Source organism: Paraburkholderia sp. Ac-20340 (assembly GCF_017104965.1).
Classification (GTDB): Bacteria; Pseudomonadota; Gammaproteobacteria; order Burkholderiales; family Burkholderiaceae; genus Paraburkholderia.
On the sequence record NZ_JAAGPR010000011.1, the window covers coordinates 12,542 to 37,943 of the forward strand.

Annotated in this window: 21 protein-coding genes and 1 riboswitch; of the genes, 14 read left to right on the top strand and 7 right to left on the bottom strand. The window is 63.8% G+C overall.

What is annotated here, in order from left to right; translation table 11 throughout:
• Window positions 1-24 precede the first annotated feature (24 nt).
• The 4 genes from G3N59_RS16315 (at window position 25) to G3N59_RS16330 (ending at window position 4,143) form a co-directional block, all read left to right on the top strand.
• On the top strand, window positions 25-1,356 hold the full coding sequence (locus G3N59_RS16315; protein ID WP_205983662.1) for an LLM class flavin-dependent oxidoreductase: 1,332 nt from the start codon (window positions 25-27) through the stop codon (window positions 1,354-1,356).
• A 36-nt stretch (window positions 1,357-1,392) separates the two neighbouring features.
• The gene (locus G3N59_RS16320; protein ID WP_205983663.1) at window positions 1,393-3,174 is read left to right on the top strand and encodes an amino acid ABC transporter permease/ATP-binding protein; all 1,782 of its coding nucleotides are present in this window, start codon (window positions 1,393-1,395) and stop codon (window positions 3,172-3,174) included.
• Window positions 3,175-3,289: 115 nt separating this feature from the next.
• Complete coding sequence (locus G3N59_RS16325; protein WP_205983664.1) at window positions 3,290-3,634, top strand: DUF3088 domain-containing protein; 345 nt, start codon at window positions 3,290-3,292, stop codon at window positions 3,632-3,634.
• Window positions 3,634-4,143, top strand: coding sequence for a GNAT family N-acetyltransferase (locus G3N59_RS16330; protein ID WP_205983665.1), 510 nt, complete (start codon window positions 3,634-3,636; stop codon window positions 4,141-4,143). Before G3N59_RS16325 ends, G3N59_RS16330 begins: the two co-directional genes overlap by 1 nt.
• Before the next feature lie 19 nt (window positions 4,144-4,162).
• Here the strand turns inward: G3N59_RS16330 and G3N59_RS16335 are convergent, their stop codons facing one another.
• On the bottom strand, window positions 4,163-4,861 hold the full coding sequence (locus G3N59_RS16335; RefSeq protein WP_205983666.1) for a carboxymuconolactone decarboxylase family protein: 699 nt from the start codon (window positions 4,859-4,861) through the stop codon (window positions 4,163-4,165).
• 262 nt (window positions 4,862-5,123) lie between these two features.
• Complete coding sequence (locus G3N59_RS16340; protein ID WP_205983667.1) at window positions 5,124-6,725, bottom strand: APC family permease; 1,602 nt, start codon at window positions 6,723-6,725, stop codon at window positions 5,124-5,126.
• A 585-nt stretch (window positions 6,726-7,310) separates the two neighbouring features.
• Here G3N59_RS16340 and G3N59_RS16345 point away from each other — a divergent pair.
• The 4 genes from G3N59_RS16345 to G3N59_RS16360 all read left to right on the top strand — a co-directional run bounded on the left by G3N59_RS16345 (window position 7,311) and on the right by G3N59_RS16360 (window position 12,846).
• Window positions 7,311-7,775 carry a (2Fe-2S)-binding protein gene (locus G3N59_RS16345; RefSeq protein WP_205983668.1) on the top strand — a complete coding sequence of 155 codons (465 nt, stop codon included), beginning with the start codon at window positions 7,311-7,313 and terminating at the stop codon, window positions 7,773-7,775.
• Complete coding sequence (locus G3N59_RS16350) at window positions 7,768-10,011, top strand: xanthine dehydrogenase family protein molybdopterin-binding subunit (protein WP_205983669.1); 2,244 nt, start codon at window positions 7,768-7,770, stop codon at window positions 10,009-10,011. The genes G3N59_RS16345 and G3N59_RS16350 overlap by 8 nt, the downstream gene beginning before the upstream one ends.
• Window positions 10,012-10,084: 73 nt before the next feature.
• Window positions 10,085-11,410 carry a cytochrome c gene (locus tag G3N59_RS16355; protein ID WP_205983670.1) on the top strand — a complete coding sequence of 442 codons (1,326 nt, stop codon included), beginning with the start codon at window positions 10,085-10,087 and terminating at the stop codon, window positions 11,408-11,410.
• Window positions 11,411-11,691: 281 nt separating this feature from the next.
• Window positions 11,692-12,846, top strand: a complete 1,155-nt coding sequence (locus G3N59_RS16360; RefSeq protein WP_205983671.1) for a CaiB/BaiF CoA-transferase family protein — start codon at window positions 11,692-11,694, stop codon at window positions 12,844-12,846.
• A 10-nt stretch (window positions 12,847-12,856) separates the two neighbouring features.
• Here the strand turns inward: G3N59_RS16360 and G3N59_RS16365 are convergent, their stop codons facing one another.
• Window positions 12,857-13,426, bottom strand: a complete 570-nt coding sequence (locus tag G3N59_RS16365; protein ID WP_205983672.1) for a cytochrome b/b6 domain-containing protein — start codon at window positions 13,424-13,426, stop codon at window positions 12,857-12,859.
• 166 nt (window positions 13,427-13,592) lie between these two features.
• Between G3N59_RS16365 and G3N59_RS16370 the strand changes: the two genes are divergently transcribed.
• The 3 genes from G3N59_RS16370 (at window position 13,593) to G3N59_RS16380 (ending at window position 16,642) form a co-directional block, all read left to right on the top strand.
• The gene (locus G3N59_RS16370; RefSeq protein WP_205983673.1) at window positions 13,593-13,910 is read left to right on the top strand and encodes a hypothetical protein; all 318 of its coding nucleotides are present in this window, start codon (window positions 13,593-13,595) and stop codon (window positions 13,908-13,910) included.
• 146 nt (window positions 13,911-14,056) lie between these two features.
• Window positions 14,057-15,076 carry an alcohol dehydrogenase gene (locus tag G3N59_RS16375; RefSeq protein ID WP_205983674.1) on the top strand — a complete coding sequence of 340 codons (1,020 nt, stop codon included), beginning with the start codon at window positions 14,057-14,059 and terminating at the stop codon, window positions 15,074-15,076.
• Window positions 15,077-15,247: 171 nt separating this feature from the next.
• Window positions 15,248-16,642 carry a sensor domain-containing diguanylate cyclase gene (locus G3N59_RS16380; protein WP_205983675.1) on the top strand — a complete coding sequence of 465 codons (1,395 nt, stop codon included), beginning with the start codon at window positions 15,248-15,250 and terminating at the stop codon, window positions 16,640-16,642.
• Between the two features lie 88 nt (window positions 16,643-16,730).
• Here the strand turns inward: G3N59_RS16380 and G3N59_RS16385 are convergent, their stop codons facing one another.
• Window positions 16,731-18,134 carry a uracil-xanthine permease family protein gene (locus tag G3N59_RS16385; RefSeq protein ID WP_205983676.1) on the bottom strand — a complete coding sequence of 468 codons (1,404 nt, stop codon included), beginning with the start codon at window positions 18,132-18,134 and terminating at the stop codon, window positions 16,731-16,733.
• Between the two features lie 391 nt (window positions 18,135-18,525).
• On the opposite strand from G3N59_RS16385, the gene G3N59_RS16390 reads away from it, so the two are divergent.
• Window positions 18,526-19,557: a sensor domain-containing diguanylate cyclase gene (locus G3N59_RS16390; protein WP_346777894.1), complete on the top strand. Its 1,032-nt coding sequence runs from the start codon at window positions 18,526-18,528 to the stop codon at window positions 19,555-19,557.
• A 43-nt stretch (window positions 19,558-19,600) separates the two neighbouring features.
• Here G3N59_RS16390 and G3N59_RS16395 read toward each other — a convergent pair whose 3' ends face one another.
• Window positions 19,601-21,388 (bottom strand): ABC transporter transmembrane domain-containing protein, encoded by a 1,788-nt coding sequence (locus G3N59_RS16395; RefSeq protein WP_205983677.1) that lies wholly within the window; start codon window positions 21,386-21,388, stop codon window positions 19,601-19,603.
• A 145-nt stretch (window positions 21,389-21,533) separates the two neighbouring features.
• Window positions 21,534-21,623, top strand: a riboswitch (glycine riboswitch).
• Between the two features lie 219 nt (window positions 21,624-21,842).
• On the opposite strand from G3N59_RS16395, the gene G3N59_RS16400 reads away from it, so the two are divergent.
• Window positions 21,843-22,487 carry a trimeric intracellular cation channel family protein gene (locus G3N59_RS16400; RefSeq protein WP_205983678.1) on the top strand — a complete coding sequence of 215 codons (645 nt, stop codon included), beginning with the start codon at window positions 21,843-21,845 and terminating at the stop codon, window positions 22,485-22,487.
• 10 nt (window positions 22,488-22,497) lie between these two features.
• Window positions 22,498-22,899 (top strand): surface-adhesin E family protein, encoded by a 402-nt coding sequence (locus tag G3N59_RS16405; RefSeq protein WP_205983679.1) that lies wholly within the window; start codon window positions 22,498-22,500, stop codon window positions 22,897-22,899.
• 15 nt (window positions 22,900-22,914) lie between these two features.
• Here G3N59_RS16405 and G3N59_RS16410 read toward each other — a convergent pair whose 3' ends face one another.
• Both G3N59_RS16410 and G3N59_RS16415 read right to left on the bottom strand, forming a co-directional pair.
• On the bottom strand, window positions 22,915-24,015 hold the full coding sequence (locus G3N59_RS16410; RefSeq protein ID WP_205983680.1) for a TAXI family TRAP transporter solute-binding subunit: 1,101 nt from the start codon (window positions 24,013-24,015) through the stop codon (window positions 22,915-22,917).
• 60 nt (window positions 24,016-24,075) lie between these two features.
• Entirely contained in the window at window positions 24,076-25,071 is a 996-nt protein-coding gene (locus G3N59_RS16415; protein WP_205983681.1) for a hypothetical protein, read from the bottom strand.
• Window positions 25,072-25,402: the final 331 nt, after the last annotated feature.

The window sequence follows — 25,402 nt, forward strand, 5'->3', positions numbered from 1 at the left end:
CCCCTATTATTCAAGGAATCCGAAATGACCGACACGAATAAACGAAATCTGACTTTCGGCATCATGCTGCATGGCGCGGGCGGCCATATGAATGCGTGGAAGCATCCGGGTGGCCCGGCCGATGCCAGCGTCAACATCGACTTTTATACCGGCATTGCCCAGAAAGCCGAGGCCAACGGCGTGGCCTTTGCCTTCGTGGCGGACGGTCTGTATATCAACGAAAAATCGATTCCGCATTTCCTGAATCGATTCGAGCCAATTTCGATTCTCTCGGCATTGGCCACCGCCACGACAAAGATCGGCCTGGCCGGCACGCTTTCCACTTCTTATAGCCATCCGTTTACGGTGGCGCGCCAGTTCGCTTCGCTCGATCTGATCAGCGGCGGACGCGCGGGCTGGAATGTGGTGACATCGCCGCTCGAAGGCTCGGCAAAAAACTATGGCGGCGAGCATCCGAACCACGAATTGCGCTACGAAATCGCCGATGAATACCTCGACGTAGTACAAGGCCTCTGGGATAGCTGGGACGACGACGCCTTCCTGCGCGACCGTGAAAGCGGCCGTTTCTTCGCGCGCGACAAGCTGCATACGCTCGATCACAAGGGCAAGTTCTTCGAAGTGGCGGGGCCGCTCAATATCCAGCGTTCGCCGCAAGGCCAGCCGGTGATTTTCCAGGCGGGTTCGTCCGATTCGGGCATCGATCTCGCAGGCAAGTACGCCGATGCCGTGTTCACGCATTCGCCTTCGCTGGAGGAAACGCGTGAATTTGCCGAGCGTGTGCGTCAAAGCGCGGTGGAGCACGGGCGTGCCGCCTCGGACGTGAAAATCTTCCCCGGTATTGGGCCGATTGTCGGCAAGACAAAGGAAGAGGCCGAGGCAAAGTACCGGGCGATTCGCGATCTGCTGAGTATTGAAGACGCGCTCGCGTATCTCGGCCGCTTCTTCGAGCATCACGATTTTTCGCAGTATCCGCTCGACGAGCCGTTTCCTGAACTGGGCGAACTCGGCACCAATAGTTTCCGTTCGACCACGGACCGCATCAAGAGCGAAGCACGCCGCAGCGGCGCGACGCTGCGCGAAGTGGCGCTCGAAGTCGCTACGCCGAAGTCGCAGTTTCTTGGCACTGGCGAGCAGATTGCCGACGAATTGATCCGTTGGCTCGATGCCGGCGCGGCCGATGGCTTCATCCTCGGCTTCCCGGTGCAGGCCGAAGGGCTCGACGATTTCGTCAAGCACGTGATTCCGGTGCTCGAAGCGCGCGGGCGTTACAGCCGTCGCCTGACTGGCGACACGCTGCGCGACCATCTGGGACTGCCGCGACGCGAGAGCCGCTACGCACTCGCGAAAGCCCAGTGATGCATTGACCGCAGAATCGAGCAGGAACATCGAACCATGAGCGACACCCCTCACATCGCCGTCCCTTCGTCCGCGCGCGGCCATGCCGCGCTGGAGGCCTCCGACTACGCGCATTTTCGCGTCGTGCCCGCCCGCCATCGCGCACGCACGGCAGGCACCGTGCTCGCCGTCGTCCTGATAGCGTTGGTACTGCATTCCGTGCTGGGCAATCCGCGCTGGGAATGGAGCGTTTTCGCGCAATGGTTCTTCGCCGAACCCATTCTCGAAGGGCTGTCGCGTACCTTGCTGCTCACGCTGCTGGGTTCGCTGATTGGCTTTGCGCTAGCGGTGCCGATCGCGCTGGCGCGTCTTTCGCGTTCGCCTTTGCTGGCGGCGTGCGCGTGGGCCTTCGTCTGGTTGTTCCGCTCGATTCCGCCGATTGTGCTGTTGCTGCTGCTGAACAATCTCGGCTATCTCTACGAGACCGTGTGGATTGGCGTGCCATTCACGCATCTGACGTTCTACGACGGCCCGACCACCGATTTGATCAGCCCATTATTCGCGGCCGTGGTGGGACTGTCGCTCAATCATGCGGCCTTTGCCGCCGAGGCATTTCGCGGCGGCATGCTCTCGGTCGATCAGGGCCAGCGCGAAGCGGCCGCCGCGCTGGGTTTGCCACACGCGCGTCAGGCCTGGCGCATTGTGCTGCCGCAGGCCATGCGCGCGGTGTTGCCTACCGCGTTCAACGATGTGATCGGGCTCGCGAAGGGGACTTCGGTGGTGTATATCCTCGCGATGCCGGACCTGTTCTATACCGTGCAGATTGTTTATCACCGCAATCTGGAAGTCATTCCCCTGCTGATGGTGGCGACGATCTGGTATCTGCTGATACTCACGGTGCTCTCCGCGATCCAGGTGCATATCGAGCGCCATTACGCGCGCGGCGCGACACGCACGCAGCCGCCGCGCTCCGCGCTGCTGGCATTGCTGCGTAAATCGTTTTCGGACACGGCATCGAACAAGACTGAGCAAAGCGACGATGCAGCACTCATCGCCGATTCTGGCTGGGCTCAACGCCGCATCGGTGGTCGCATAGGAATCCATAATGTGTCGAAGAGCTTCGGCACGCTCAAGGTGCTCGACAACGTATCGCTGACGGTGCCGTCGGGTAGCGTCACGGTGATCCTCGGGCAATCCGGATCGGGGAAATCCACGCTGCTGCGTTCGATCAATCACCTCGAGAGTGTCGACGATGGCTTTATCGATATCGACGGCGAACTTGTGGGTTATCGGCGCGAAGGGCGCACGCTTTATGAATTGAAGGAGAAGGACATTCTGCGTCATCGTGCGGAAGTGGGCATGGTGTTCCAGAATTTCAATCTGTTTCCGCATCTGAGCGTGCTCGACAACATCACCGAAGCGCCGCTTGCCGCTGGCGTGCCGCGCGCTCAGGCGCAAGCCGAAGCGCGCGCATTGCTGGCACGCGTAGGTCTCGCAGGCAAGGCCGATGCCTGGCCGCGCCAGCTTTCGGGCGGTCAGCAGCAGCGCGTAGCGATTGCGCGCGCGCTCGCGCTCAAACCCAAGGTGCTGCTATTCGATGAACCGACTTCGGCTCTCGATCCGGAACTTGTCGGCGAAGTGCTCGACGTGATCCGGCAACTGGCGCGCTCGGGCACCACGCTGGTGATCGTGACGCATGAAATTGGCTTTGCGCGCGAAGTCGCGGACACCATCGTGTTCATGGACGGCGGCCGCGTGGTGGAGGCGGGGCCGCCCGCTCAGGTGCTCGGCAATCCGTCGCATTCCCGCACCCGAGAATTCCTCTCCAGGGTTCTTTGACATGAAGCGAAATTCACTGCTTGCGAACGCACGCATTGAACCAAAGCGCCGATCGCAGCGTAATTAAATCCAGAAAATATTATCAGTGGTACTGATTAAAAAGGAATCGATCACCATGAGCCAGGATTTGCTGTTGTTGCTGGAACCCGCCTTTACCGACCCCAAACATCCCGGTGAGCATTTCGTCTGCCCACATGGGCTTTCCATCGAAGGTCTGCTCGCGAGCGATCCGGCGCGCGCCGCACAACTGGGCGTAAAGCGCGTGGCGTTCGCCCGCCCGCGTCCGGCCGTGATCGACGTCCTCGACGAAGCGCACCAGGGGCTGCCCGCGCTCGTATTAGGCAACGAGCATCCGGTGCCGGAGGACGCCTTGACGCTGGGCGAAACGCGCTACGTTACCGACCCGAAGCGCATTCTCGCGCTGCTGGCCGAACGTCACGGCTTCCCCAGGGTGCATTGATGGCGCACGAGGCGTTTGTCTACGTTCAGGTGCGAGACCCGCGTGCGCAGCCTCTGCTGGCAGAACTGGCCGATGAATATCGCAGCCGCTATGCGGATGTCATCGCCGCCGAAGATCTCGAACGCGAAATGACGCGTTACCCGGAGGAGGATTTCACGCAGCCGCGGGGTGCATTCGTGCTTTTGCTGCGCGATGGCGTTGCGGTGGCGGGCGGCGCATTCATGCCACATGCCGATGAAGGCACGGCGGAATTCAAGCGCATCTGGGCGAGCCGTCGCGAGCGCCGCAAGGGACTCGCGCGCCGTGTGCTGGTGGAACTGGAGGCGCAGGCGGCACGCCAGGGTTATACGCGTGTGTTTCTGGGCACTGGACCGCGTCAGCCCGAGGCGGTCGGGCTCTATACGTCGAGTGGCTACACCTTGCTTTCGGCGCACGACTTCGGCGAGGTGCAGCCGCCCGGTTATCACTTCGAAAAGCGGCTGCCTGTCCTGCAGGAAGTTCAGGTATAAGCGCGTCACGCGCGCCGCTTCAGGCGGCGCGCTTCTCGAATACGTCCTTGAAAACCGGCATCGCCGAAAACGCCATCGGCCAGCCCGCATAGAACGCGAGTTGCGTGAGGACTTCGCCGGCTTCGGGTTGCGTGAGGCCGTTGTCCATCGCGCGATTGAGGTGATAAGGAATCTGCGCGGACTGCCCGTTGGCAACCAGTGCGCTTACCGTGACCAGACTGCGGTCACGCGGCGCGAGGCCGGGGCGCAGCCAGAGATCGAGAAAAAGTGCTTCGGTGGTGTAGTGCACTACGCCGGGCGCGGTTGTGCCAAAATTCTGTTCGACGGTTTGCGCGCGTTGTGCTTCGGCGGCTTCGTTCAGCGGCAGCGGATCGACGTGAGCGCCCGGCAATTGATTCACGCCGATATCGCGCTCGCGGAACGCGTCGCCGACAATCGCCGTGGCAGCCGTTGCCGTGCCCCAGCCCGCGTAGAACGCGAGATGCGTGACGATCTCCGAAAGCTCGGCGGGCGTGACGCCGTGATCGAGCGCGAGACGAACCTGGAACGGCAGTTCGGCGGTGTGATGACGCGCGATGAGCGCCGCAACGGTCACGATGCTGCGATCGCGCAGGGAAAGCGGCGTGCGTTTCCATACGCCGTCGAGCAAGGTGTCCGATGTGTAGCGGGCGAGCGCGGGCGAAACCGCTTGCGTGGCGTTGAACGTGGTCATCGACATGATTCGGAATCCTTTCTTTATGCGGGGCGTGTGGCAGTGGACAGCGGCGTGACGGTGCCTGTGCACGCGTCTGACTGCTACGCCGATACCACCCGTGACTCTAGCATTGCCGCCGCCGAAGAATAAGGCGCTGCGCTTGCATGCACTTATCGATGGGATTCATGAATCGGCGCTGGACCGTGCGGGCTCCAGCGCCAGAATACGGCATTAATACCGCATCAATACCGCATCAATACCGCATCAATACCGCATTATTGCTGCGTCAAACCTTGGCTTCGGTGGGCAGGGATTCGTATTCCGCATGGCGCTCGCGTTCGTCGAGATACGGCGTGCGATAGCCCGAGCTGACGCCCCAGTAATAAAAGCCCAGCGAGATGATCGCGACCACCAGCATGTCCCAGCCGTAGGGAATCACATCGTGACCGCCAAACTCCTTGCTGCCGATCAGCGAGAGCACGGCCATCACCGGCAAATAGGCGCACAGCCACCATGCGGCCTTCAGGTCGCGGCCCCAGCCGGCCCAACCTTCCTTGCCCTGAAAGTAGAAGTACACGGGCAGCGCAACAACCATCAGCAGAATGATTTCGCCGGTCAGCGGCCATTTGGCCCAGTACAGGATCATCGATGCGCAGACGAAGGCGAACGGCGCGATCACTTTCATGAGCGGCACGGTCAGCGGGCGTTCGATGTCGGTGGCGGCGCGCTTGAGCGCCATCAGGCTGATCGGGCCGGTGAGATACGAGATCACGGTCGCCACCGAAATCACGGCCGCGAGCGAACTCCATCCACGGAAGAAGAACATGAAGATGAACGACACGGCCAGGTTGAACCACATCGCCTGACGCGGCACGCCATAGAACGGATGCACATTGCCGAACATCGCCGGCATGGTGTTGTTGCGCTCCATCGCGTAGATCATGCGCGAGGTGGTCGCCATATAGGTCGTGCCGGTGCCGCTCGGGCTCACGAATGCATCCACATACAGCAGGATCGCGAGCCAGTTCAGGTTCAGCGCAATCGCGAGTTCCGCGAACGGCGACTTGAAATTGAAGGTATTCCAGCCTTTCATCACATCAGACGGGTCGACCGCGCCGATATACGCCACCTGCAACAGCACGTAAATCACCAGCGCGCAAACAATTGAGCCGATCACCGCAAACGGCACGCTCTTTGAAGGATTACGCGCTTCGCCCGCGAGATTGATCGGGCTCTGGAAGCCATTGAATGCGAACACAATGCCGCTGGTCGCGACTGCCGTGAACACGGCCGACCAGCCATACGGCGCAAACGTGCTGGCTTCGCCGAAGTTTTCGTGGTGGAAACCCGTCGCCATAAGACCGGCGATCGTCAGACCCGGAATGATGAACTTGAAGATCGTAATGGCGCTATTGGCGCGCGCAAAAACCTTTACGCCCCAGTAATTGAGCATGAAATAGACAATCACGAGCAGGGCCGAAAGCAGCAAGCCTGAATGCGTGAGTTCGCCATTCACGAATAACGCATGCGCCCATGGATAAGGCCAGGTGCTCATGTATTGAATGGACGCTTCGGCTTCGATGGGAATCACCGAAACAATGGCGATCCAGTTCGCCCATGCGCTGATAAAGCCCACCAGCGCGCCGTGCGAATAGCGCGCGTAACGCACCATGCCGCCCGATTCCGGGAACATCGCGCCGAGTTCGGCGTAAGTGAGTGCAATGGCCAGTATCACCACCGCGCCGATGATCCACGCGCAGACCGCAGCGGGACCGGCGATCTTGGCGGCTTTCCAGGCACCGAACAACCAGCCGGAACCGATGATCGATCCAAGGCCGGTAAACATCAGTGCAAACGGGCCAATATGTCGTTTTACAGAACTGCTCACGTCGTCTCCTCATGTCCAGATCGAGGGAGATCGCGGCGGGTTGCGCAGCGATTCCCGTCGTCGTTTCAGGCATTCGCGCCGCCTTTTGCGAGGCTTGCGTGCGGGTTATGCGCGATGCGTGGTCACCTGCGGATAGCGGTGACAAGGCTGGCTTGAATGCCGAACGCGGATACTCGGGCGACGCAAAGCCAGCGTCCAATGCTGAATACACATAGCGTCATGCGCAATTTGCATGAGGGGAGAAAACATGCAGACAGGTCAGCAGATTCTTGCGCGCGATGCGCATTCATCGAGTGCGTGAATGCATCGCGATGGGATCGGCATTCCGCCATAAATTCGCCCATAAGTGATCCGCGAGCGATCCATAAGTCATTCATTCCAGATTTTCAGGCAGGAAAACCGGATTTTTCGGCATGGCCGATTCGACCCCTCGCGACTAGACTCGCAAGGTCGTGCGCGGGCGAGCGTGCGAGCGTGCTATTGCGGCTCGCCCCGGTTTTCCCCAGCGCCAACCCATTCCAGCCACATCCGCCGATCCGCGCGAACGCGCCGGATACGGCCACCCCACAAGGAAGGTCCGAGATCATGGTTCAGATAGTGATTAATGGTCAGCCACATCAATTCGATGGCGATCCCGAGATGCCGCTGCTCTGGTATCTGCGCGACGAACTCGGCATGACCGGCACCAAGTTCGGTTGCGGCATGGCGCTGTGCGGCGCCTGCACCGTGCATCTGGACGGCCAGCCCGCGCGCGCCTGCGTGACGCCCATCGGCGCGATCGAAGGCCGCAAGGTCACGACGATCGAAGCCGTGCACGAGCAGAAGGTGGGCGCTGCCGTGCAGGCCGCGTGGATCGAAAAGCAGGCGCCACAGTGCGGCTACTGTCAATCGGGGCAGGTGATGTCGGCGGTGGCGCTGCTCACCACCCAACCCAATCCCACCGACGCCGATATCGACGACGCCATGAGCGGCAACATCTGCCGCTGTGCGACCTATCAGCGGATTCGCGCCGCGATCCACGAAGCTGCGGAGGCGCTCAAACATGCGTGATCCGAAACTCAACGAAGGCGCAGCGGCGGGCGCCTCGCTATCGCGCCGCCAGTTTCTCGCGGGCATGTCGGCGCTCACGCTGGCGGTGGGATTTCGCGGCGGCCTGGCCGTCGCGGCGTCGCTCGATCCTGCTGCGCAATCCAGCGCTGCATTCACGTTCGAACCGAACGCGTTTATCCGCGTGAATGCGGATGGCTCGGTCACGGTTATCGCCGAATATCTGGAGATGGGTCAGGGCACCTTCACGGGGCTCGCGACGCTGGCCGCCGATGAACTCGACGTGCCACTCGACCGCATTACCGTCGAAGCCGCGCCCGCCGATGTCAAGAAATACGCGAACCCGATGTTCGCTTCGTTTGGCTGGACGCTGCAGGCCACCGGCGGCAGCACGGCGATGGCCGGCGCGTGGAAGCAGATGCGCGAAGCCGCCGCCGCCGCCCGCATGATGCTGGTCGGCGCGGCCGCGAAGCAGTGGAAAGTGGACCCGGCCACGCTAAAAGTGGAAGACGGCGTGATCGTCCACGCGGCGTCGAATCGTCGCGCGAGCTATGGCCAGTTCGTGGCCGCCGCCGCGCGCGAACCCTTGCCCGCGAAGGTCGTCGTCAAGCAGCCCGCCGATTTCAAACTGATCGGCAAACGCGATTCGAAGCGCGTGGATATTCCCGCGAAGGTGAACGGCTCGGCCATCTACACGCAGGACATCAAGGTGCCCGGCATGCTGGTGGCGGTGATCGCGCATCCGCCGCGGCTGGGCGGCAAGGTGCGCCACATCGACGCGAGCAAGGCGAAGGCGATTCGCGGCGTGGTGGCGGTCGTGCAGATTCCCGGCGACGACGAAGTGCAGGGCGGCGTGGCCGTGCTCGCCCACAACACGTGGATCGCTCGCCAGGGCCGCGACGCGCTCAACATCACGTGGGACGACAGCCACGCGTTCGCGCTCAGTTCGACCGATATCTTCAGCCAGTTCCGCGCGCTCGCCGATCAGGCGGGCAACGTGGCGGAGCAGCGCGGCAAGGTGCTCACGAGCGCGCCCGAGGGCGGCCACTATATCGAGGCGGTCTACGAGCAACCGTATCTCGCGCATGCGCCGATGGAGCCGATGAACTGCCTGATCAGCCTCAAAGGCGATCAATGCGAGATCTGGAACGGCGAGCAATGGCACACGGCCGATCAGGCGATGGCGGCGAAGGAACTCGGCATCACGCCCGCGCAGGTGACGATTCATCAGCTCTATGCGGGCGGCAGTTTCGGCCGCCGCGCGAATCCGCATTCGGACTTCGTGCGCGAAGCGGCGCGCGTGGTGAAAGCGGCGCACGCGCAGGGCGTGGATGCGCCCATCAAACTCGTGTGGATGCGCGAGGACGACATGCGCGCGGGCTATTACCGTCCGCTGACGGTGCACAAGGTTCGCGTGGCCGTCGATAAGGCGGGCCAGCTGGTTTCTTGGAATCACGATGTCGTGGGCCAGAGCTTCATGCAGTTGCCGAAGCCCGATTCGATCGATCCGGTGCTGGTCGAAGGCGCGGCGGACATGCCGTATGCGATTCCGAATTTCCGCGTCGCGCAGCACAAGCCGAAGCTGCCCGTGCAGACGCAATGGATGCGCTCGGTCGGCCACACGCATTCGGCTTTTGTCGGCGAAACCATGATGGATCAGGCCGCGCGCGCGGCGGGCAAGGACCCGTATGCGTTCCGTCACGCGTTGCTCGCGAGCCAGCCGCGTCATCGCGGCGTACTCGAACTCGTGGCGCAGAAGGCGGGCTGGTCCACGCCGCTCAAGCCAGGACCGCAGGGCACCAAGCGCGGGCGCGGCATCGCGTTGCAGCTTGCGTTCGGCACCTACGTGGCGCAGGTGGCCGAGGTGACCGTGCAGCCCGACGGTTCGTTCACGGTGGATCGCGTGGTGTGCGCGGTCGATTGCGGCATGGTGGTGAACCCGGACATCGTCACGACCCAGGTGGAAGGCGGGATCGGCTTCGGTCTCACGTTCCTGCGCACGGCGATCACGTTCGATAAAGGCCACGTCAGGCAGGGCAATTTCAACGATTACCCGGTGCTGCGCATGAGCGGCATGCCGGTGGTCGAGGTGCATATCGTGCCGTCGAAAGAAGCGCCCACGGGCATCGGCGAACCTGGCGTGCCGCCTGCGGCGCCGGCGGTGGCCAATGCGCTCACCGCCGCCACGGGCGTGAGCATCCGCTCGCTGCCGCTGGGCGATTCGCTGCGTCCGGCGTAATGCGCTTTGAGCACTTTGAGCGCTCTGAGCCTTCTGAGCGCCTCCTGTCGAAACGAACAACACTCCAATCATCGTGAACATTCGCAGAATCATCGGCTATACGGCGCTGGCGGCTGCCGTGGCCGCCGCCGTCCTGTGCGGCCGCGCCTGGCTTTTGCCCGCGGGCGCCGAACCGCAAGCGCCTGTCGCGGGCACGCCCGCCGATCTGGCCTCCAGCGTCGCGCGCGGCGAATACCTCGCCAAAGCCGCCGATTGCGTGGCCTGCCATACCGCGCAAGGCGGCACGCCTTACGCGGGCGGGCGCGCCTTCAAGCTGCCGTTCGGCACCATTTACGCCACCAATCTCACGCCCGACAAGGACACGGGCATCGGCAACTGGAGCGACGACGCGTTCGTGGAAGCCGTGCGCGCGGGCGTGGGCTCGCACGGCAATCTCTATCCGGCGATGCCCTACACCTCGTACACGCAACTCAGCCGCGACGACGTGCTGGCGATCAAGCAGTATCTGCTGACGCTGCCGGCCGTGCATCAGGCGCCGCCTGCGAACGATCTGTCGTTTCCGTATAACCAGCGCTGGGGCATGGCCGCCTGGAACGTGCTGTTTTTCCGCGAGCAGCGTTTCGTGACCGATCCGGCGAAGAGCGTCGAGTGGAATCGCGGCGCGTACCTGGCCACGGCGCTCGGCCATTGCGGCGAATGCCATACGCCGCGTAACGCGGGCTTCGCGATGAAGTCGCGCGATTATCTGTCGGGCGCGGAAATCGAAGGCTGGAAGGCCTACAACACGACCTCGGACCAGAGCTACGGCATCGGCGCGTGGAGCGATCAGCAGGTCGCGCAGTATCTGTCGCGCGGCCATGCGCCGGGGCGCAGTTCGGCGGCGGGTCCGATGGCCGATGTGGTCGAGCACAGCCTGCAATATCTGACGCCCGGCGATATCTCGGCGCTGGTCACGTATCTGCGCAGTGTCGCGCCAGCGACGGGCGGGCAGACCGGCCAGGCGGCGACGATTGCGCTCGATCCGTCCGCCGCGCGCGCGTCGAACGCGGTGCTGCCGGGCGCGGCCGCCGCGACGCCCGCGCTCGAACGCGGCCAGCGTCTGTTCGCGGGCGATTGCGCGGGCTGTCACCAGTGGAACGGCGCAGGCCGTCAGAGCGACTACGCCTCGCTGGTCGGCAGCCATGCGGCGAACGATCCGTCGGGGGCGGCGCTCGTCCAGGTGCTGCTCAACGGCACGTCGCTGACCGTCAATGGGCGCTTGCAGCAGATGCCGGGTTTCGGCGGCGCTTATACCGATTCCGATGTCGCGGCCGTCGCCAATTTCGTGCTGAATCACTTCGGCGCGAAAGCGGGCACCGTGACCGCGCAGCAGGTTGGCAAGCTGCGCGCGGCGCAGTAATGCTTTAGCGTCGTTGGCCACGATGTCGCCTTGAATGGCGGCGTCGTGGCCGCATACGGCGCTCTTTTTTATCGGTTGTATTGCAACTAACAGCCAAGTTTTTGCGCGACCCCAACAGCGTTGCCACCTTCGGCTCGCCGCATCGAATCGCACTTTCCACGGCGTCTTCCCGCTCGAATTCCTACAGCATTCAGGTCAATGCCCTACCGATCATGGGTGGGTGCGGCGGGTGTGCCGGTCGCTACAGTCCGCTCATGCAAGCACTCTTGAGGGGCACACAGATGGGCGTACTAAGCGGCATCCGCGTACTGGAATTCGAAGCAATCGGCCCGGGCCCGTTCGGCGCGATGCTGCTGGCCGATATGGGCGCGGACGTGCTGCGCATCGACCGTCCCGCCGAACCCGACGATCTCGGCCCGAAGCGCGCGGGCGAGCGCATCGACATCATCGGGCGCGGTCGCCGCTCGATCACGCTCGACCTGAAGCAGCCCGAAGCGGCCGCCGCCGCGCTCGATCTGATCGTCCACGCCGATGTGCTGATCGAAGGCTTCCGGCCCGGCACGATGGAGCGTCTCGGGCTTGGACCGCAGGCGGCGCTGGCGCGCAATCCGCGGCTGGTCTACGGACGCATGACGGGTTGGGGGCAGTCGGGGCCGCTCGCGCCGCGCGCCGGGCACGACCTGAATTACATCGCACTGTCGGGCGTGCTTTCCGGGATCGGACGCGCGGGCGAGGCGCCGGTGCCGCCGCTGAATCTCGTCGGCGATTATGGCGGCGGCGGGATGCTGCTGGCGCTCGGCGTGGTGGCGGCGCTGGTGAATGTGCAGCGCGGCGGCGCGGGGCAGGTGGTCGATGCCGCAATGATCGAAGGCGCCGCGCAACTGGGATCGGTGGTCTGGGGCGCGCTGGCGGCGGGCCACTGGCGCGAACAGCGCGAAAGCAATCTGCTCGATGGCGGCACGCCCTGGTACGACAGCTATCGCACGCGCGACGGCGGCTATATGGCGGTGGGCGCGGTGGAAGCGCGCTTCTACGCGCAGTTGCTCGACAAGCTCGGTCTTGCCGATGCCGGTTTGCCGCAGCAGCACGATCGCAGCGGCTGGCCGATATTGCGCGAGCGCTTTGCGGCGGCGTTTCTCACCCGCACGCGCGACGAATGGAGCGCGATCTTCGACGGCAGCGATGCCTGTGTCGCGCCCGTGCTGAGTTTTTCCGAAGCGCCGACGCATCCGCATCACGTGGCGCGCGGCAGCTTTGTGGAGCGGCAAGGCGTCGTTCATCCGGCGCCCGCGCCGCGCTTTTCGGCGACGCCGTCGCAGGCAGGGCGCGCAGCGCCCGCGCGCGGCGAGCACGGACGGGCGGCGCTGCTCGATTGGGGCTTCGATGAAGCGGCTATCGCGCGCCTGTGCGACCGGGGTTTGGGGTATCGGGCGTGAGCCGCAGCGTTTAAAGCATCCGCTTGAGCACGCCGTTGCGCGCGATCCATCGATGCTTGGCAACCGCGAGCAGATGCAGCACGACGAGACCGGCCAGCACGGCGCAACTCGCACGATGAATCGCGAACAGCCGTGCGGTGAGTGCGCCTTGCTCGAACGGCGTCGGAATCTCGATCAGGCCGAAAAACGCATAACCGTGCGGCACCATCAGATAGCCGCTCGCGAGCACGGCAAAGATCGCGACATAAAGCAGCCGATGCGCGCCATGCGCGAGCGCGCGTTGCGCAGCGGAAAGCCCAGGCAGATCGCGCGGCCCGGCCCGCACCGACGCCCAGCACACGCGCAGCGGAAACAGCACGATCAGCACGGTGGCGATCGACATATTCAGGCGCGAAAGGTCATCGCGCAGCGCGCCTTCGGGCAACTGTGCGAGCGAATAGCCCGCGACGGTCGCGTAAAGAATCGCCGCGGCGAAAATCCAGTGCAGCAGACGCGAGAGCGCGTCGTAGCGATCCGACGATTGAGGTTCTGTTATCGCGACGCGTCCGCTGGGCGGCGCGCCAATATCGATTGTTTCCATCCGCGCTTCCATCCGCTCCATGCCGATCAAAAAGCGCAAATGATAATCAACCGCATTGACAATTTGATTACGTCCCCGATTTCGCTCGTGAGACGCGGCACGTCGCGTGCTGCAGTGTCGTCGCTGTGAGTTAGCGCCAGTCCATCGACATCAGGAGGGCACTGCGATGAGCGAAATCACTGACATCCCCAGCAAATTCCCCACCCCCGACGACGAGCCGCCGATCCTGCCTTCGGAGCAATCGCGGCCATTCGGCGACGCCGTGCCGGCGCCCACCGAACCGGGGCTCGACCAGCCATTGCCGCCCAAGCAGCCTCAGACCGAACCCGATCCCGCGCCGCAGCCGCCGCAGGCACAGCCGGACACGGACGATAGCGATCCGGTGCCCGAGGAGTTGTCGGTTCCGATCGGCGATGCGGTGCCGACGCCGGTCGAACCGGGGCTCGATCGACCGCTGCCGCCCAAGCAGCGGGAAGCGCAATAGCGCAAGCGGCCCCCGTCAGCCGCCGCAAAGCCGCAGCCCCGCCGCACCCCCGCGCAACGTTTTCCCTCACTGCGTTACCCTGCTAGCGCGTCACTTTCCGGCGGCGTCGAGCCACGCCGCGCGCTTCCCCCTTCAAGGAGCAGACGATGCCAACGATGCAGGCAGTGCAGGTAGCGAAAGCAGGCGGACCACTCGAAGTCGTCGAGCGTGAGATCCCGGAACCGGGCGCGGGCCATGTGCTGATCAAGGTGCAGGCGTGCGGTATCTGTCACAGCGATTCGCTGACCAAGGAAGGCCAGTGGCCCGGCCTGCAGTTTCCGCGCGTGCCCGGTCACGAGATCGCGGGGGTGATCGAGCGCACCGGCGCGGACGTCGAAGGCTGGAGTGTCGGCCAGCGCGTCGGCGTGGGCTGGCACGGCGGCCATTGCGGCCACTGCGATCGTTGCCGTCACGGCGACTTCGTGCTGTGCCAGAGCGCACTCGTGCCCGGCATCAGCTACGACGGTGGGTACGCGGAATACATGGTCGCGCCGCAGGAAGCGCTCGCGCGCATGCCCGACGATCTCTCCGATGTCGACGCCGCGCCGCTGCTTTGCGCGGGCATCACCACCTTCAACGCGCTGCGCCATAGCGGCGCGCGGGCGGGCGATGTGGTGGCGATCCTCGGCATCGGCGGGCTGGGGCATCTGGGCGTGCAGTTCGCGCGCAAGATGGGCTATGTGACGGTGGCGATCGCGCGCGGCCAGGACAAGGCACCGCTCGCGAAGGAGCTGGGCGCGCATCACTACATCGACAGTTCCGCGCAGAACGTCGGCGAAAGCCTGCAGGCGCTGGGCGGCGCGCGCGTGATTCTGGCGACCGTCACCAACGGCCAGGCGATGAGCGCGGCGATTGCGGGCCTCGGCGTGAACGGCAAGCTGATCATGGTGGGCGTGGCGCAGGAGCCCGTCGAAGTACCGGTGACGCAGTTCATCATGGGGCGTCAGTCGGTGCAGGGCTGGCCCTCGGGCACGGCCGCGGATTCGCAGGAAACGCTGGCTTTCAGCGCGATTTCCGGCGTGAAGCCGATGATCGAGGAATATCCGCTTGCGCGCGCCGCCGAAGCCTACGACCGCATGATGAGCGGCAAGGCGCGCTTTCGCGTGGTGCTCAAGCCGGGCGGCTGAGCGCTTGAAGGCGAGGTAAAGGCGTGATTCAGACGAGCCGGGAAAGCCCCTACGCCAAAACGTAGCGGCAAGCGGATGCAGCGCTAAAGCGCGAGGCCATGCGCGCCGATATAGAGCTGTTTAGCGCTGCCCGCTTTTCCCCGTTCCCGCCTGATTCCGCCCGACACCCGCATGAACAAGCTGATCACCTCACGACGCCCGACACGTCTGCATCGCTGGATCGCGTTGAGCATCGCCTTGGGTATCGGCTTGCTGGTGGCGGCGATCTATCCCTACGCGAGCCAGCCGCTGCCCGCGTGCGCGCCGTTCGTGCCGATCTTCTGCACGGCCGTCGTCGTCACCGAGGCGATTACCTCGCTGCTCATGTGGGTGCGTTTTCGCATGGGCAAGTCGCCGATCGATGCCGCGCTCGCCGCCGCTTACGCTTTCAGCAGCCTGACATGCGCGGTGCAGTTGCTGATCTTCCCAGGCGTCTTCGCGCCCACCGGTCTGCTCGGCGCGAGCAAGCAGACGGCCGTGTGGATCTGGGTGCTCTGGCACGGCGGTTTCCCCACGATCGTGCTGCTGGGTTTCGCCGCGCAACACCTTGCCTCGCAACGTTTCCTGTTTCGCCTCAAGCATGCGCGCCTGCTGTTGCTGGTGGCGCTCGCGGGCAGTGTGGCCGGTTGCGTGATGGCCGTGCGCTTCAGCGACTGGCTGCCCATGCTGATCAAGGACGGCTCCTACAGCCTGCTGCGCCACAGCTATTTCGCGCTCTACGTGGTGGTCGCCTGCGTGACGGCGCTGGCCGCGCAACTGGCCATCAGCGGCCGGATGCGCTCGGTGCTCGACCTCTGGCTGTCGATCGCGCTACTCGCTTTTCTCGCCGATGTGACGCTCACGCTGGCGGGATCGGCGCGCTTTACGCTGGGCTGGTATGGGGCGCGCGTGGCGTCGGTGATTGCGTCGTCGGCGTTGCTGGCGGCGCTGCTGGTCGAAATCTCGATGCTCTATTCGCGGCTGGCGCGCATCAACGAGGATCTGGAAGAGAAAGCCAATCGCGATGCGCTCACCGGCCTCTACAACCGCGGCTGGTTCGACGCGGCCTACACGCGCGAATGCCTCGTGGCGCGGCATCAGGAGCGGCCGTTATCGGTGCTGATGGTGGATGTCGATCACTTCAAGCTGTTCAACGACGCCTACGGGCACGCGGCGGGCGACGATTGTCTGCGCCTCGTGGCGAGCGCGCTGACGGGTTGTCTACGGCGTCAGGGCGACGCCGTGAGCCGTTATGGCGGCGAGGAATTCGTCGTCTTGCTGCCGGGCTGCGCGACGGCCACAGCCGTCTCGATCGCCGAAGCGATGCGCAGCGCCGTGCGCAAGCTCGACATTCCCGCGAGAAGCCCGGCCGGGCGCGTGACGATTTCGCTCGGCGTGTTCACCTGCGATGCGGGCAAAGCGAAATCCGCCGATCCGCTGCAAGGCGCCGATGAAAACCTGTATCGCGCGAAGGAAGCCGGCCGCGACCGCGTGGTGGCGGGCACGCGCAAGACATCGGCGCGTGGCTTGCGGGCTCGTGCGGTTTAGGGCGGGGCATCACGACATCACGCGACGAACCCAATGAAAAACGCGGCCCTCGGGCCGCGTTTTCACTTGAAGCGATACCGAAAGCCGCTTAGCGCTTTTCCGGCAGGAACCAGTTCATCAGCAGCGCGCAGAGGCCGCCGGTGGCCACGCCCGATTCCAGCACGTTCTTCAGCGCGTGAGGCAGGCTGGTCAGAATCTCGGGCACCTGCGAGACGCCCAGACCCAGCGCCAGCGACACCGCGATGATCAGCAGCGCGCGGCGATCGAGCTGGATGCCCGCGAGAATATTGATCCCCGAAGCGGCCACGGCGCCGAACATCACCATTGCCGCGCCGCCCAGCACGGGCTCCGGCACGGCCTGCAGCACGCCCGCGACGGGCGGGAACAGGCCCAGCACGACGAGCATGCCCGCAATCCACACGCCGACGTGACGGCTGGCGATGCCGGTCAACTGGATCACGCCGTTGTTCTGTGCGAACACGGAGCTCGGGAAGGTGTTGAACACGCCGGCCAGCAGCGAATTCGCGCCGTTGACGAGCACGCCGCCCTTGATCCGCTGCATCCACAGCGGGCCTTCCACGGGCTGGCGCGAGATCTTGCTGGTGGCCGTGACGTCGCCGATCGCTTCGAGCGAGGTGACGAGGTAGATGATCAGCATCGGCACGAACAGCGACCACGAGAAGCCGATACCGAAGTGCAGCGGCGTCGGGATCTGGAACAGCGCGGCTTCGCGCGCGCCCGTGAAGTCGAGGCGACCCAGCACGCCCGCCACGATATAGCCGACCACCAGTGCGATCACCAGCGCTGTGCTACGCACCCAGACGATGGGCACGCGATTGAGCACGATGATGGTGCCGAGCACGACGCCCGACAGCGTGAGGTTCTCGACGCTCGCGAAGTTGCCCTTGGCGATCGCGCCATAGCCGCCGCCCATGCTGATGAGGCCCACCTTGATCAGCGTGAGGCCGATCAGCAGCACCACGATGCCGGTGACGAGCGGCGTGATCAGGCGCTTGACGAAGGGCAGGATGCGCGAAACGGCCATTTCGACGAACGAACCGGCGATCACCACGCCGAAGATCGCGGCCATCACCGTTTCGACCGGCGTGCCCTGCTTGACCATCAGGCTGCCGCCGGCGATCAGCGGGCCGACGAAGTTGAAGCTGGTGCCCTGTACGATCAGCAGGCCCGCGCCCAGCGGACCGAAGCGGCGGCACTGCAGGAAAGTGGCGATGCCCGAAATCACCAGCGACATCGACACGATCAGCGTGGTGTCGCGGCTGGACACGCCCAGCGACTGGCAGATCAGCAGGCCGGGCGTGACGATCGGCACGAGAATGGCCAGCAGATGCTGGAGCGCGGCCACGAAGGCGATGGCGGGCGCGGGGCGGTCGTCGGGACCGTAGACGAGGTCGCGGGCGGGTGCGTCGTCGTGGGCGTGAGTGGGGTGGGAGGCGGGTGTGGCGGACTGCGGGGGCGAAGCGGGTTGCATCGGGAAAGGCCGGTTGGAATGAAAGACCGGGATTTTAACGGTTAGGATTGAGGGCACAATCGAAATCGCAAGGCGATCGCCATCGGGGCGATGGCCAGGAGACCCGCCGATGAGCCAAAACCACGCAATCGCACGCGCCGCGCTGGCGTCACCGCCGCCCGAAAGACCGCCGACTTGATGTCCGCCATGGCAGTTTGAATAAGGGCTTCGACCGTATTAAACGATCTGGATTGCTAATTAATTGCCGTGCGATAAAACGTTTTCAGCAAAAAGACGGTGTAAGGCAACCTGCATTCATAGTACAAATAGGCGAAAACAATCGGGTCCCGATTTCGTTAAACTTTGCCCGCCTGCTGCCGTTAAGAGGGCATCGCACTCAATTGAAGCTCTCGTGTCCTCGCTCCTCGGCTCCGATCGTCCGGCCTCGCGCCCGCAGCTTGCCCTGACCGGCTTCCATCCGACCCATGCGGAACCGTCGGTCGTCGAATGGCTTCTGCATGACGATCAGGTCATGCGCGAATGCTTCGGCCACGCCACTGGCATCCTCAAGTTCGTCACGGGCGCGGCCTATACGGCGGTCACGCTGCTCGACGCATCGCATCAGCACTTTTGCGGCGATCTGGGCGCGCTGGTGACGAACACGCCGCGCGAAAGCTCGTTGAGCGAACACGCGTTGCGCACCGGCAGTGTCTTTGTGGTCGAAGACACGCTCGAACGCGATGACGTGCAGCGCTGCGCGCTCGTGCAATATCCGCCGCATGTGCGCTTTTTCGCCGCTGTGCCGATCCGTCTGCCCGATGGCGAGCCGATCGGCGCGCTGTGCGCAATGGACCCGCAGCCGCGCCGCATGGACGACAACGCGCGCGGCGTGCTGCGTCATCTCGGCGAGATGATCGAGAACGATCTGCGTCTGCGCATGGCGTCCGCAGTCGATCCTCTGACGCAACTGTTCAACCGCCGCAGCACTTTCGAAAGCGTCCACCGGCGCTGGCAGGGCGCGCGCGACGGCGAGGGCGTGGGATCGGTGATGGTCGATATCGACTGGTTCAAGCAGTACAACGACAACTACGGCCATCCGGCCGGCGATGTGTGTCTGCGCGCGGTGGCCCAGGTGCTGCGCGATGCCGCCGACGAACACAATATGATTGCGGGCCGTGTGGGCGGCGAAGAATTCGCACTGTTTTTCACGGGCATCGAGCGCGCCGAAATGGGTCTTGCGCTGGAGCGCGTTCGCGCGGGTGTCGAGCGGCTTGCCATCGAGCACCGTGGCTCGCCGCTGGGCGTGGTGACCTTGAGCCTGGGCGCGACGCATGCCTGGCGCAATGGATCGGGCGATAACGGTTATCGCGAGGCATTCAGCGCCGCCGATCACGCGCTTTACGAGGCGAAGGATCGCGGGCGCAATCGCATCGAAATGGCGTGACGCTGCCGCGCGCATCACGCACTCCTCCAGTTAATTCGGATCGCTAACCGATCTTTGCCGGTAGATCGCCCGGGCTCGTTTCGAACTGCAGCGCCGCAAGCTGCGCGTAAAGCGGCGAGCTTTGCAGCAGTTCGGCATGACGTCCCTGCGCGACGATGCGGCCATGTTCCAGCACGACGATACGATCGGCCTGTTGCACGGTCGCCAGCCGATGCGCGATCACCAGCGTCGTGCGGTTCTGCGCGGCGTTATCGAGGGCGGTCTGCACGAGGCGCTCGCTGGCGGCATCGAGCGCGCTGGTGGCTTCGTCGAGCAGCAGAACGGGCGGGTTCTTGAGGATCGCCCGCGCGATCGCCAGGCGTTGCCGCTGACCGCCCGACAGACGCACGCCACGCTCGCCCAGAAACGTATCGTAGCCCTGCGGCAATGCGTCGATAAAGCCTGCGGCGGCGGCCATTTCAGCGGCGCGTTGCACTTGCGCGAGGCTCGCGTCGGGCATGCCGTAGCGAATATTGTCGAGCACGCTGCCCGAGAAAATCACCGACTCCTGCAACACCACGCCAATCGACTGGCGCAGCGCGTTGAGCGAGACCTGTTGCGTGGGCACGCCGTTGATCGAAATCTGGCCGGACTGCGGATCGTAGAAACGCAGCAGCAACTGGAACAGCGTGGTTTTGCCCGCACCCGAAGGCCCGACCAGCGCCACATGTTCGCCGGGACGCACATCGAGCGTAAAGCCGTCGAGTGCAGCCACGCCTGCGCGCGACGGATACGAAAAGCTCACATTCTCCAAGCGGATGCCTTCGCCTTGTGCCGGCAGCGGCACGGTCGCGGCGGCTTCCACAACCGGCGAACGCGCGGCCAGCAGTTGCAGCAGACGCTCGGTGGCACCGGCGGCGCGTTGCAGATCGCCCCAGACTTCGGCGACCGCGCCCACCGCGCCCGCCGTGAATACCGCGTAAAGAATGAACTGGGACAACTGGCCCGCCGTCATGCGCCCGGCCAGCACCGCTTGCGCGCCCAGCCACAGCACGAACACAATCGCCGCGAATACGAAAACGATCACCACGGCGGTCAGCCCCGCACGTGCGCGAATGCGCGTGAGTGCTGTTTCAAAGGCCATTTCCACTGCGCCGCCAAAGCGCCGCGCTTCGTAAGCTTCCTGCGTGTATGACTGCACGGTGGGCATGGCGTTAAGCACTTCGCCAGCCAGTGCGCTTGCATTGGCCACCTTGTCCTGACTCGCGCGCGACAGACGCCGCACGCGGCGCCCGAAAATAACGATGGGCGCGACCACCACGATCAGCGTCGCGATGATATAGGCGGATAGCACCGGACTCGTCGTCACCAGCATCGTCACGCCGCCGATCGTCAGCAGCGCGTTGCGCAAACCAAGCGACAGACTCGTGCCGACTACGGCCTGAATCAAGGTCGTATCCGTGGTTAGCCGCGAGAGTACTTCGCCGGTTTGCGTGGTCTCGAAGAATTCCGGGCTCATGCGCATGACGTGGTCGTAGACCGCGCGGCGCAAATCGGCCGTGACCCGCTCGCCAAGCCACGAAACCCAATAGAAGCGCAAGGCCGTCGCCGCCGCGAGTATCAGCGAGACGATAAAGAGCGCGATGAAATAGCGGTCGATATGCGTGCGCTCGCCGCTCGCGAAGCCGCGGTCGATCAGATATTTGAACGCCACGGGCAGCGCGAGCGTGGCGCCCGCCGATGTCAGCAGCGCGAGAAACGCCAGCGCCCAGCGTCCCGCATAAGGCCGCAGGAAAGGCAAGAGGGCGAACAACGGGGTGATGCGGGCGGAGCGGGGAGCGGCGTCTGGCATGGATTTCCTCGCCCTCGCGAGAGGGCATCGATGGGCGTTGAAACGCGATTATCGTTCAATGGACTCCAGGCCGTGCGCGGACATCGCATCGTCGCGCACCGTCACGTATTTGACACGAAGCTTTATCGACACCGATAATTGCGCCGACTCTTTCGTGGGAGAGAGAGGCCATCTGTGCCTCCGCCGAAGGCGCAAGCTCCCGGAATCGCTCAGGCACATGTACCACGAGAGAATTTCGCCGACTGGAGAGAGGCTGCGATTCACGCGATCGATGCGCGTGCAAGGATCGCAGTCCACCGAAGGGGCAGGCTCGTAACGAGCCCAAACTCTCAGGTAAAAGGACAGAGGGAGAGGCTTTCAAGGTGTGCATCGCGCACCCTGTTCTTTTCCAGGTTCTTATGCTTTTTCTGCTGTCGTTGTTCCTGCTGCCGCTCGTTTTGCCGAGGTGCGCAGCATGCTGAATTGCATCTATCTCCTTGCCATTACCGCCGAAGCCATGACCGGCGCGCTAGCCGCTGGCCGCCGCAAGTTCGATATGTTTGGCGTTCTGGTGATTGCGTTCGTTACCGCACTGGGCGGCGGCACCGTTCGCGATATCTTTCTCGGCCATTTTCCGGTCGCGTGGACCCAGCATCCCGCATATCTGTATCTCGTGCTGTGCGCGGGTTTGCTGACGATGCTGATCGCGCCATATCTTCGACATCTGCAAACGATATTTCTCGTACTCGATGCAATGGGTCTGATGGCGTTCACCTTGATCGGCTGCAATGTCGCTTTGACGATGGAATATCGCGTGCCGGTCGTGATGATGGCGGGTCTCGCGACGGGCATCGTCGGCGGCATATTGCGCGATGTGCTGTGCAATCGCGTGCCCATCGTGTTTCGCCACGAGATGTATGCGAGCGTTTCGCTGCTGACGGCGGGGCTTTTTCTGCTGTTGCGCAGCGCTGGCGTCGATACCGATCTGAATACCGCCATGAGTTTTATGGCCGGTTTATCCTTGCGCCTGACCGCGATCTGGCGCGGTTGGCGTTTGCCGGTTTTTGCACTGGCTCAACGCAGCAATGCAGGAGGAAAGCGTGGCGCGTTGCACGATTGATTCCATTGCAGTGAGCGTCGGGAAATTCGCCGCCGCGACCGGTTGCATGGGTTTGCTGTTTTACGCGGCTGCGGCCCACGCCGTGCAGTGGCGCGTGCTCTCACACGATTCCGGCGCGACGATCTATTACGACGCTTCCTCGATTGCCGCCGAAGCAGGCATCGTCAAGGTGTGGACGCGCACAGAGTTCGACCCGCCCAATCTGATTGGCGCGAAGCAGGAAACCCACGATCGCGCCTTATTTGCGTTTCGCTGCACGGCGCGCGAAGTTGGCCTGGCGAGCCTGCTGGCCTACGATGCGAACGGCGATGAAATCGCGCGGGCGGTCGAACCGAAGATTCGTTTCGAGCAGGTCGACCCCGTGGGGCCGGCCCGCACGTTGATGAAAATCGCCTGCGCTTCGCGTGGATGAAGCCTGCGTTTCGCTTCACTTGCCGCAAAGCAGCAGCAGGCGCTCCTGATCCGAACACGGCCGGCCGTTGACCACCTGCGCGGGGGCGCGTGGTTGCGCGCCCGCACCGGCGGCCGCCTGCGTCGCGGCGCGATGCGCGAAGCACGCCTTCAGGCGCCGCTCGACCGGTTGGTAGTATTGCCATCCCTTACCGAGTCCAGGCAGTTCCAGCTTGACCTGTTTCCATTTCGGATGGCCGTGCTCCTGCAGATTGTCGAAGTTCACGCAGAGCGAATCGGCGAAACGCCGCAGATTGCCGACCGTATCGCGCAGGTTGTAATCGTAGGTGACGAGAAAGGCTTTGACCGTCCACGTCGGCACATCTTCCTTGAGCCAGTTCGGGTAGCTGGAGGTGTGAATCGTCGCGGGGAAATAGGTTTGTTTCGCGCGCGCGGTTTCCGGCGCGGCCGGATCGACGTGCAGGAAACGGATCTGCTGCAGCAGATTCGGATTCATGTCGGTAAAGAGTTTCGCGGGCTGACCGGCGACGATAATCGCCACGTCGATCTTCTTGACGATCAGCGCGGCCAGCGCATCTTCGTTGCTCAGATGCTGCGCGTTCTGATCGGGAATTGGCTGGCCGAACATCAGGCGATACAGTGTGGTGGCCGATTGCGCCGTGCCGCTGCCGATCAGCCCGACGCTCATGACCTTATCCTTGATCTCGTTGATGCTCTTCATCGGCGAATCATTGCGGACGACGAAATAAATCTCTTCGTCGTAAAGCGGCATGATCAGACGCAATGGGCGAATCGTCGTCCCGGCGTCCTGATTGCCGGAATTCGCCATATCGACATAAGCCTGATAGACATCGGACTGCACGAGCGCGAGTTTCACGCCAGGTTCGAAACGCATGCGCTGCACGTTTTCCGCCGAGCCTTTCGAGGGCAGCACTTCCAGATCGATGCCTGCGGGCTGCGCGACCCATTTGGCGAGATCCTGGCCGATCTGGATATACGTGCCGCGTTCCGGCCCGGTCGTGATCTTGTAGTGCGCGTCAGCCGCAGCGGCTATGGCGAACGCCGAAAAGAGCAGGGCGATCAACCCCGCCAGTGCCGCTAGAGTCGTCTTCAGCATGGTCACTCTCCCGCATTGGATGTGATGGACGGCAGATTACGATCGGGTTGGGGCGCGAGGTCATTGGGTATTGCCGGGCTGTGCAGGAGACTTCCAGCCGTTTTGCAGAATGGCGCGCTCGCGGGCATCCGCGCCGCTGTCGTTCGCGGCGGGGGGCGTATGTGTCGGGGTGGGCGCGCTGGCCGCAGGAGCCGCAGCGCCCGATGCAGCCGGTGCCCAGGCGGTCGACAGAATCGCGCGCTCCATCAACGACTGCGCCTGCTGGCTGCTCGAATCGATGGCGAGCGCTTCGGAGGCCTGTTGCTGCACGCAGCCCCAGTCGCGCTGGTTCACGCAGCGGTCGGCGTTTTGCAGCGCGCTGTCGCGCCGTTGCTCGCGCGCGGCGATGTCGCGCTGGATGGCCAGCGCATCGCTGTTTTGCGCGTCGTGTGCGAGTGCGGCTTCGTCGGCGGCTTTTGCGTCAGACAAATCGTTGGTCGCGAGACTGGCGTGCGCCGCGCGCAGGCTATCGGGCACGTCCTTGAATTGCGGCACGGCGACGGGCTTGGGAACGTCGGCGGGTGGGGTATCGGCGCTCGAGTTGGTGTTGGGCGGACTCGAACGGCTGCGTGGCAGGTAGGGCAAAATTTTTCCGACCAGCGAATGAATGCCCTGGCCTTCGCCAGCATCGCCCGCGTCACCTGGCTTGCGCGCGCCGCCAAGCATCAGGTACGCCGCATACGCAAGCGCCAGAAACAGCAAAACGAGCAACAGGACTTTAGGGAAGGCGCGCCGCTGGATTTGCCCGGGTGCGTGTTCGAGCGCGGCGTGGTGCTGGTAGTCGGCCTTGATGGTGGGATGATCCGCGGGCGTCACCGCGTTCTGCGCAGGCGGCGCACCGGCGCTGCTGCCGGACGTCGCGACAGCTTCGGAGCGCGAGCGCACGCGCAGCGCGGCGCGTTCGAGCGGACGGCTCGCCCCGCAGTACGGGCAGCGATCGACGTACTCCTTGAGCACGCCGCCGCAATGCCTGCACGCGGCGGGCAGACGCTGGGCACGGGTAATGTCAGCTGACATGCAGTAGCCCCACCGTGATGACGATGCTGCTTAGGCACGGTCAAGTCGGCATGCTCTGAATCGTCGTTGATGCGATCGCCGGGCAATCGCGAAACTCACGATCTACATGCGCAGGAAAGCGGAGGGGCCGGACCGCGCGCCACCGCCTGTAAGAAAATATGGGTGGTTTCCCACATTGAGTCAATCGCCGTTGTTACCTACCGCACATAAGTATCGATAAGGCGGGAGCGGCGGCGCGCGCACGGCATTTGTTCATAGGAATGACGCGTTGCTTGCGTAATCGCGAATCAGATAGATTTCTTCAGAATTCATCTGCAAACGTTTGCAATGA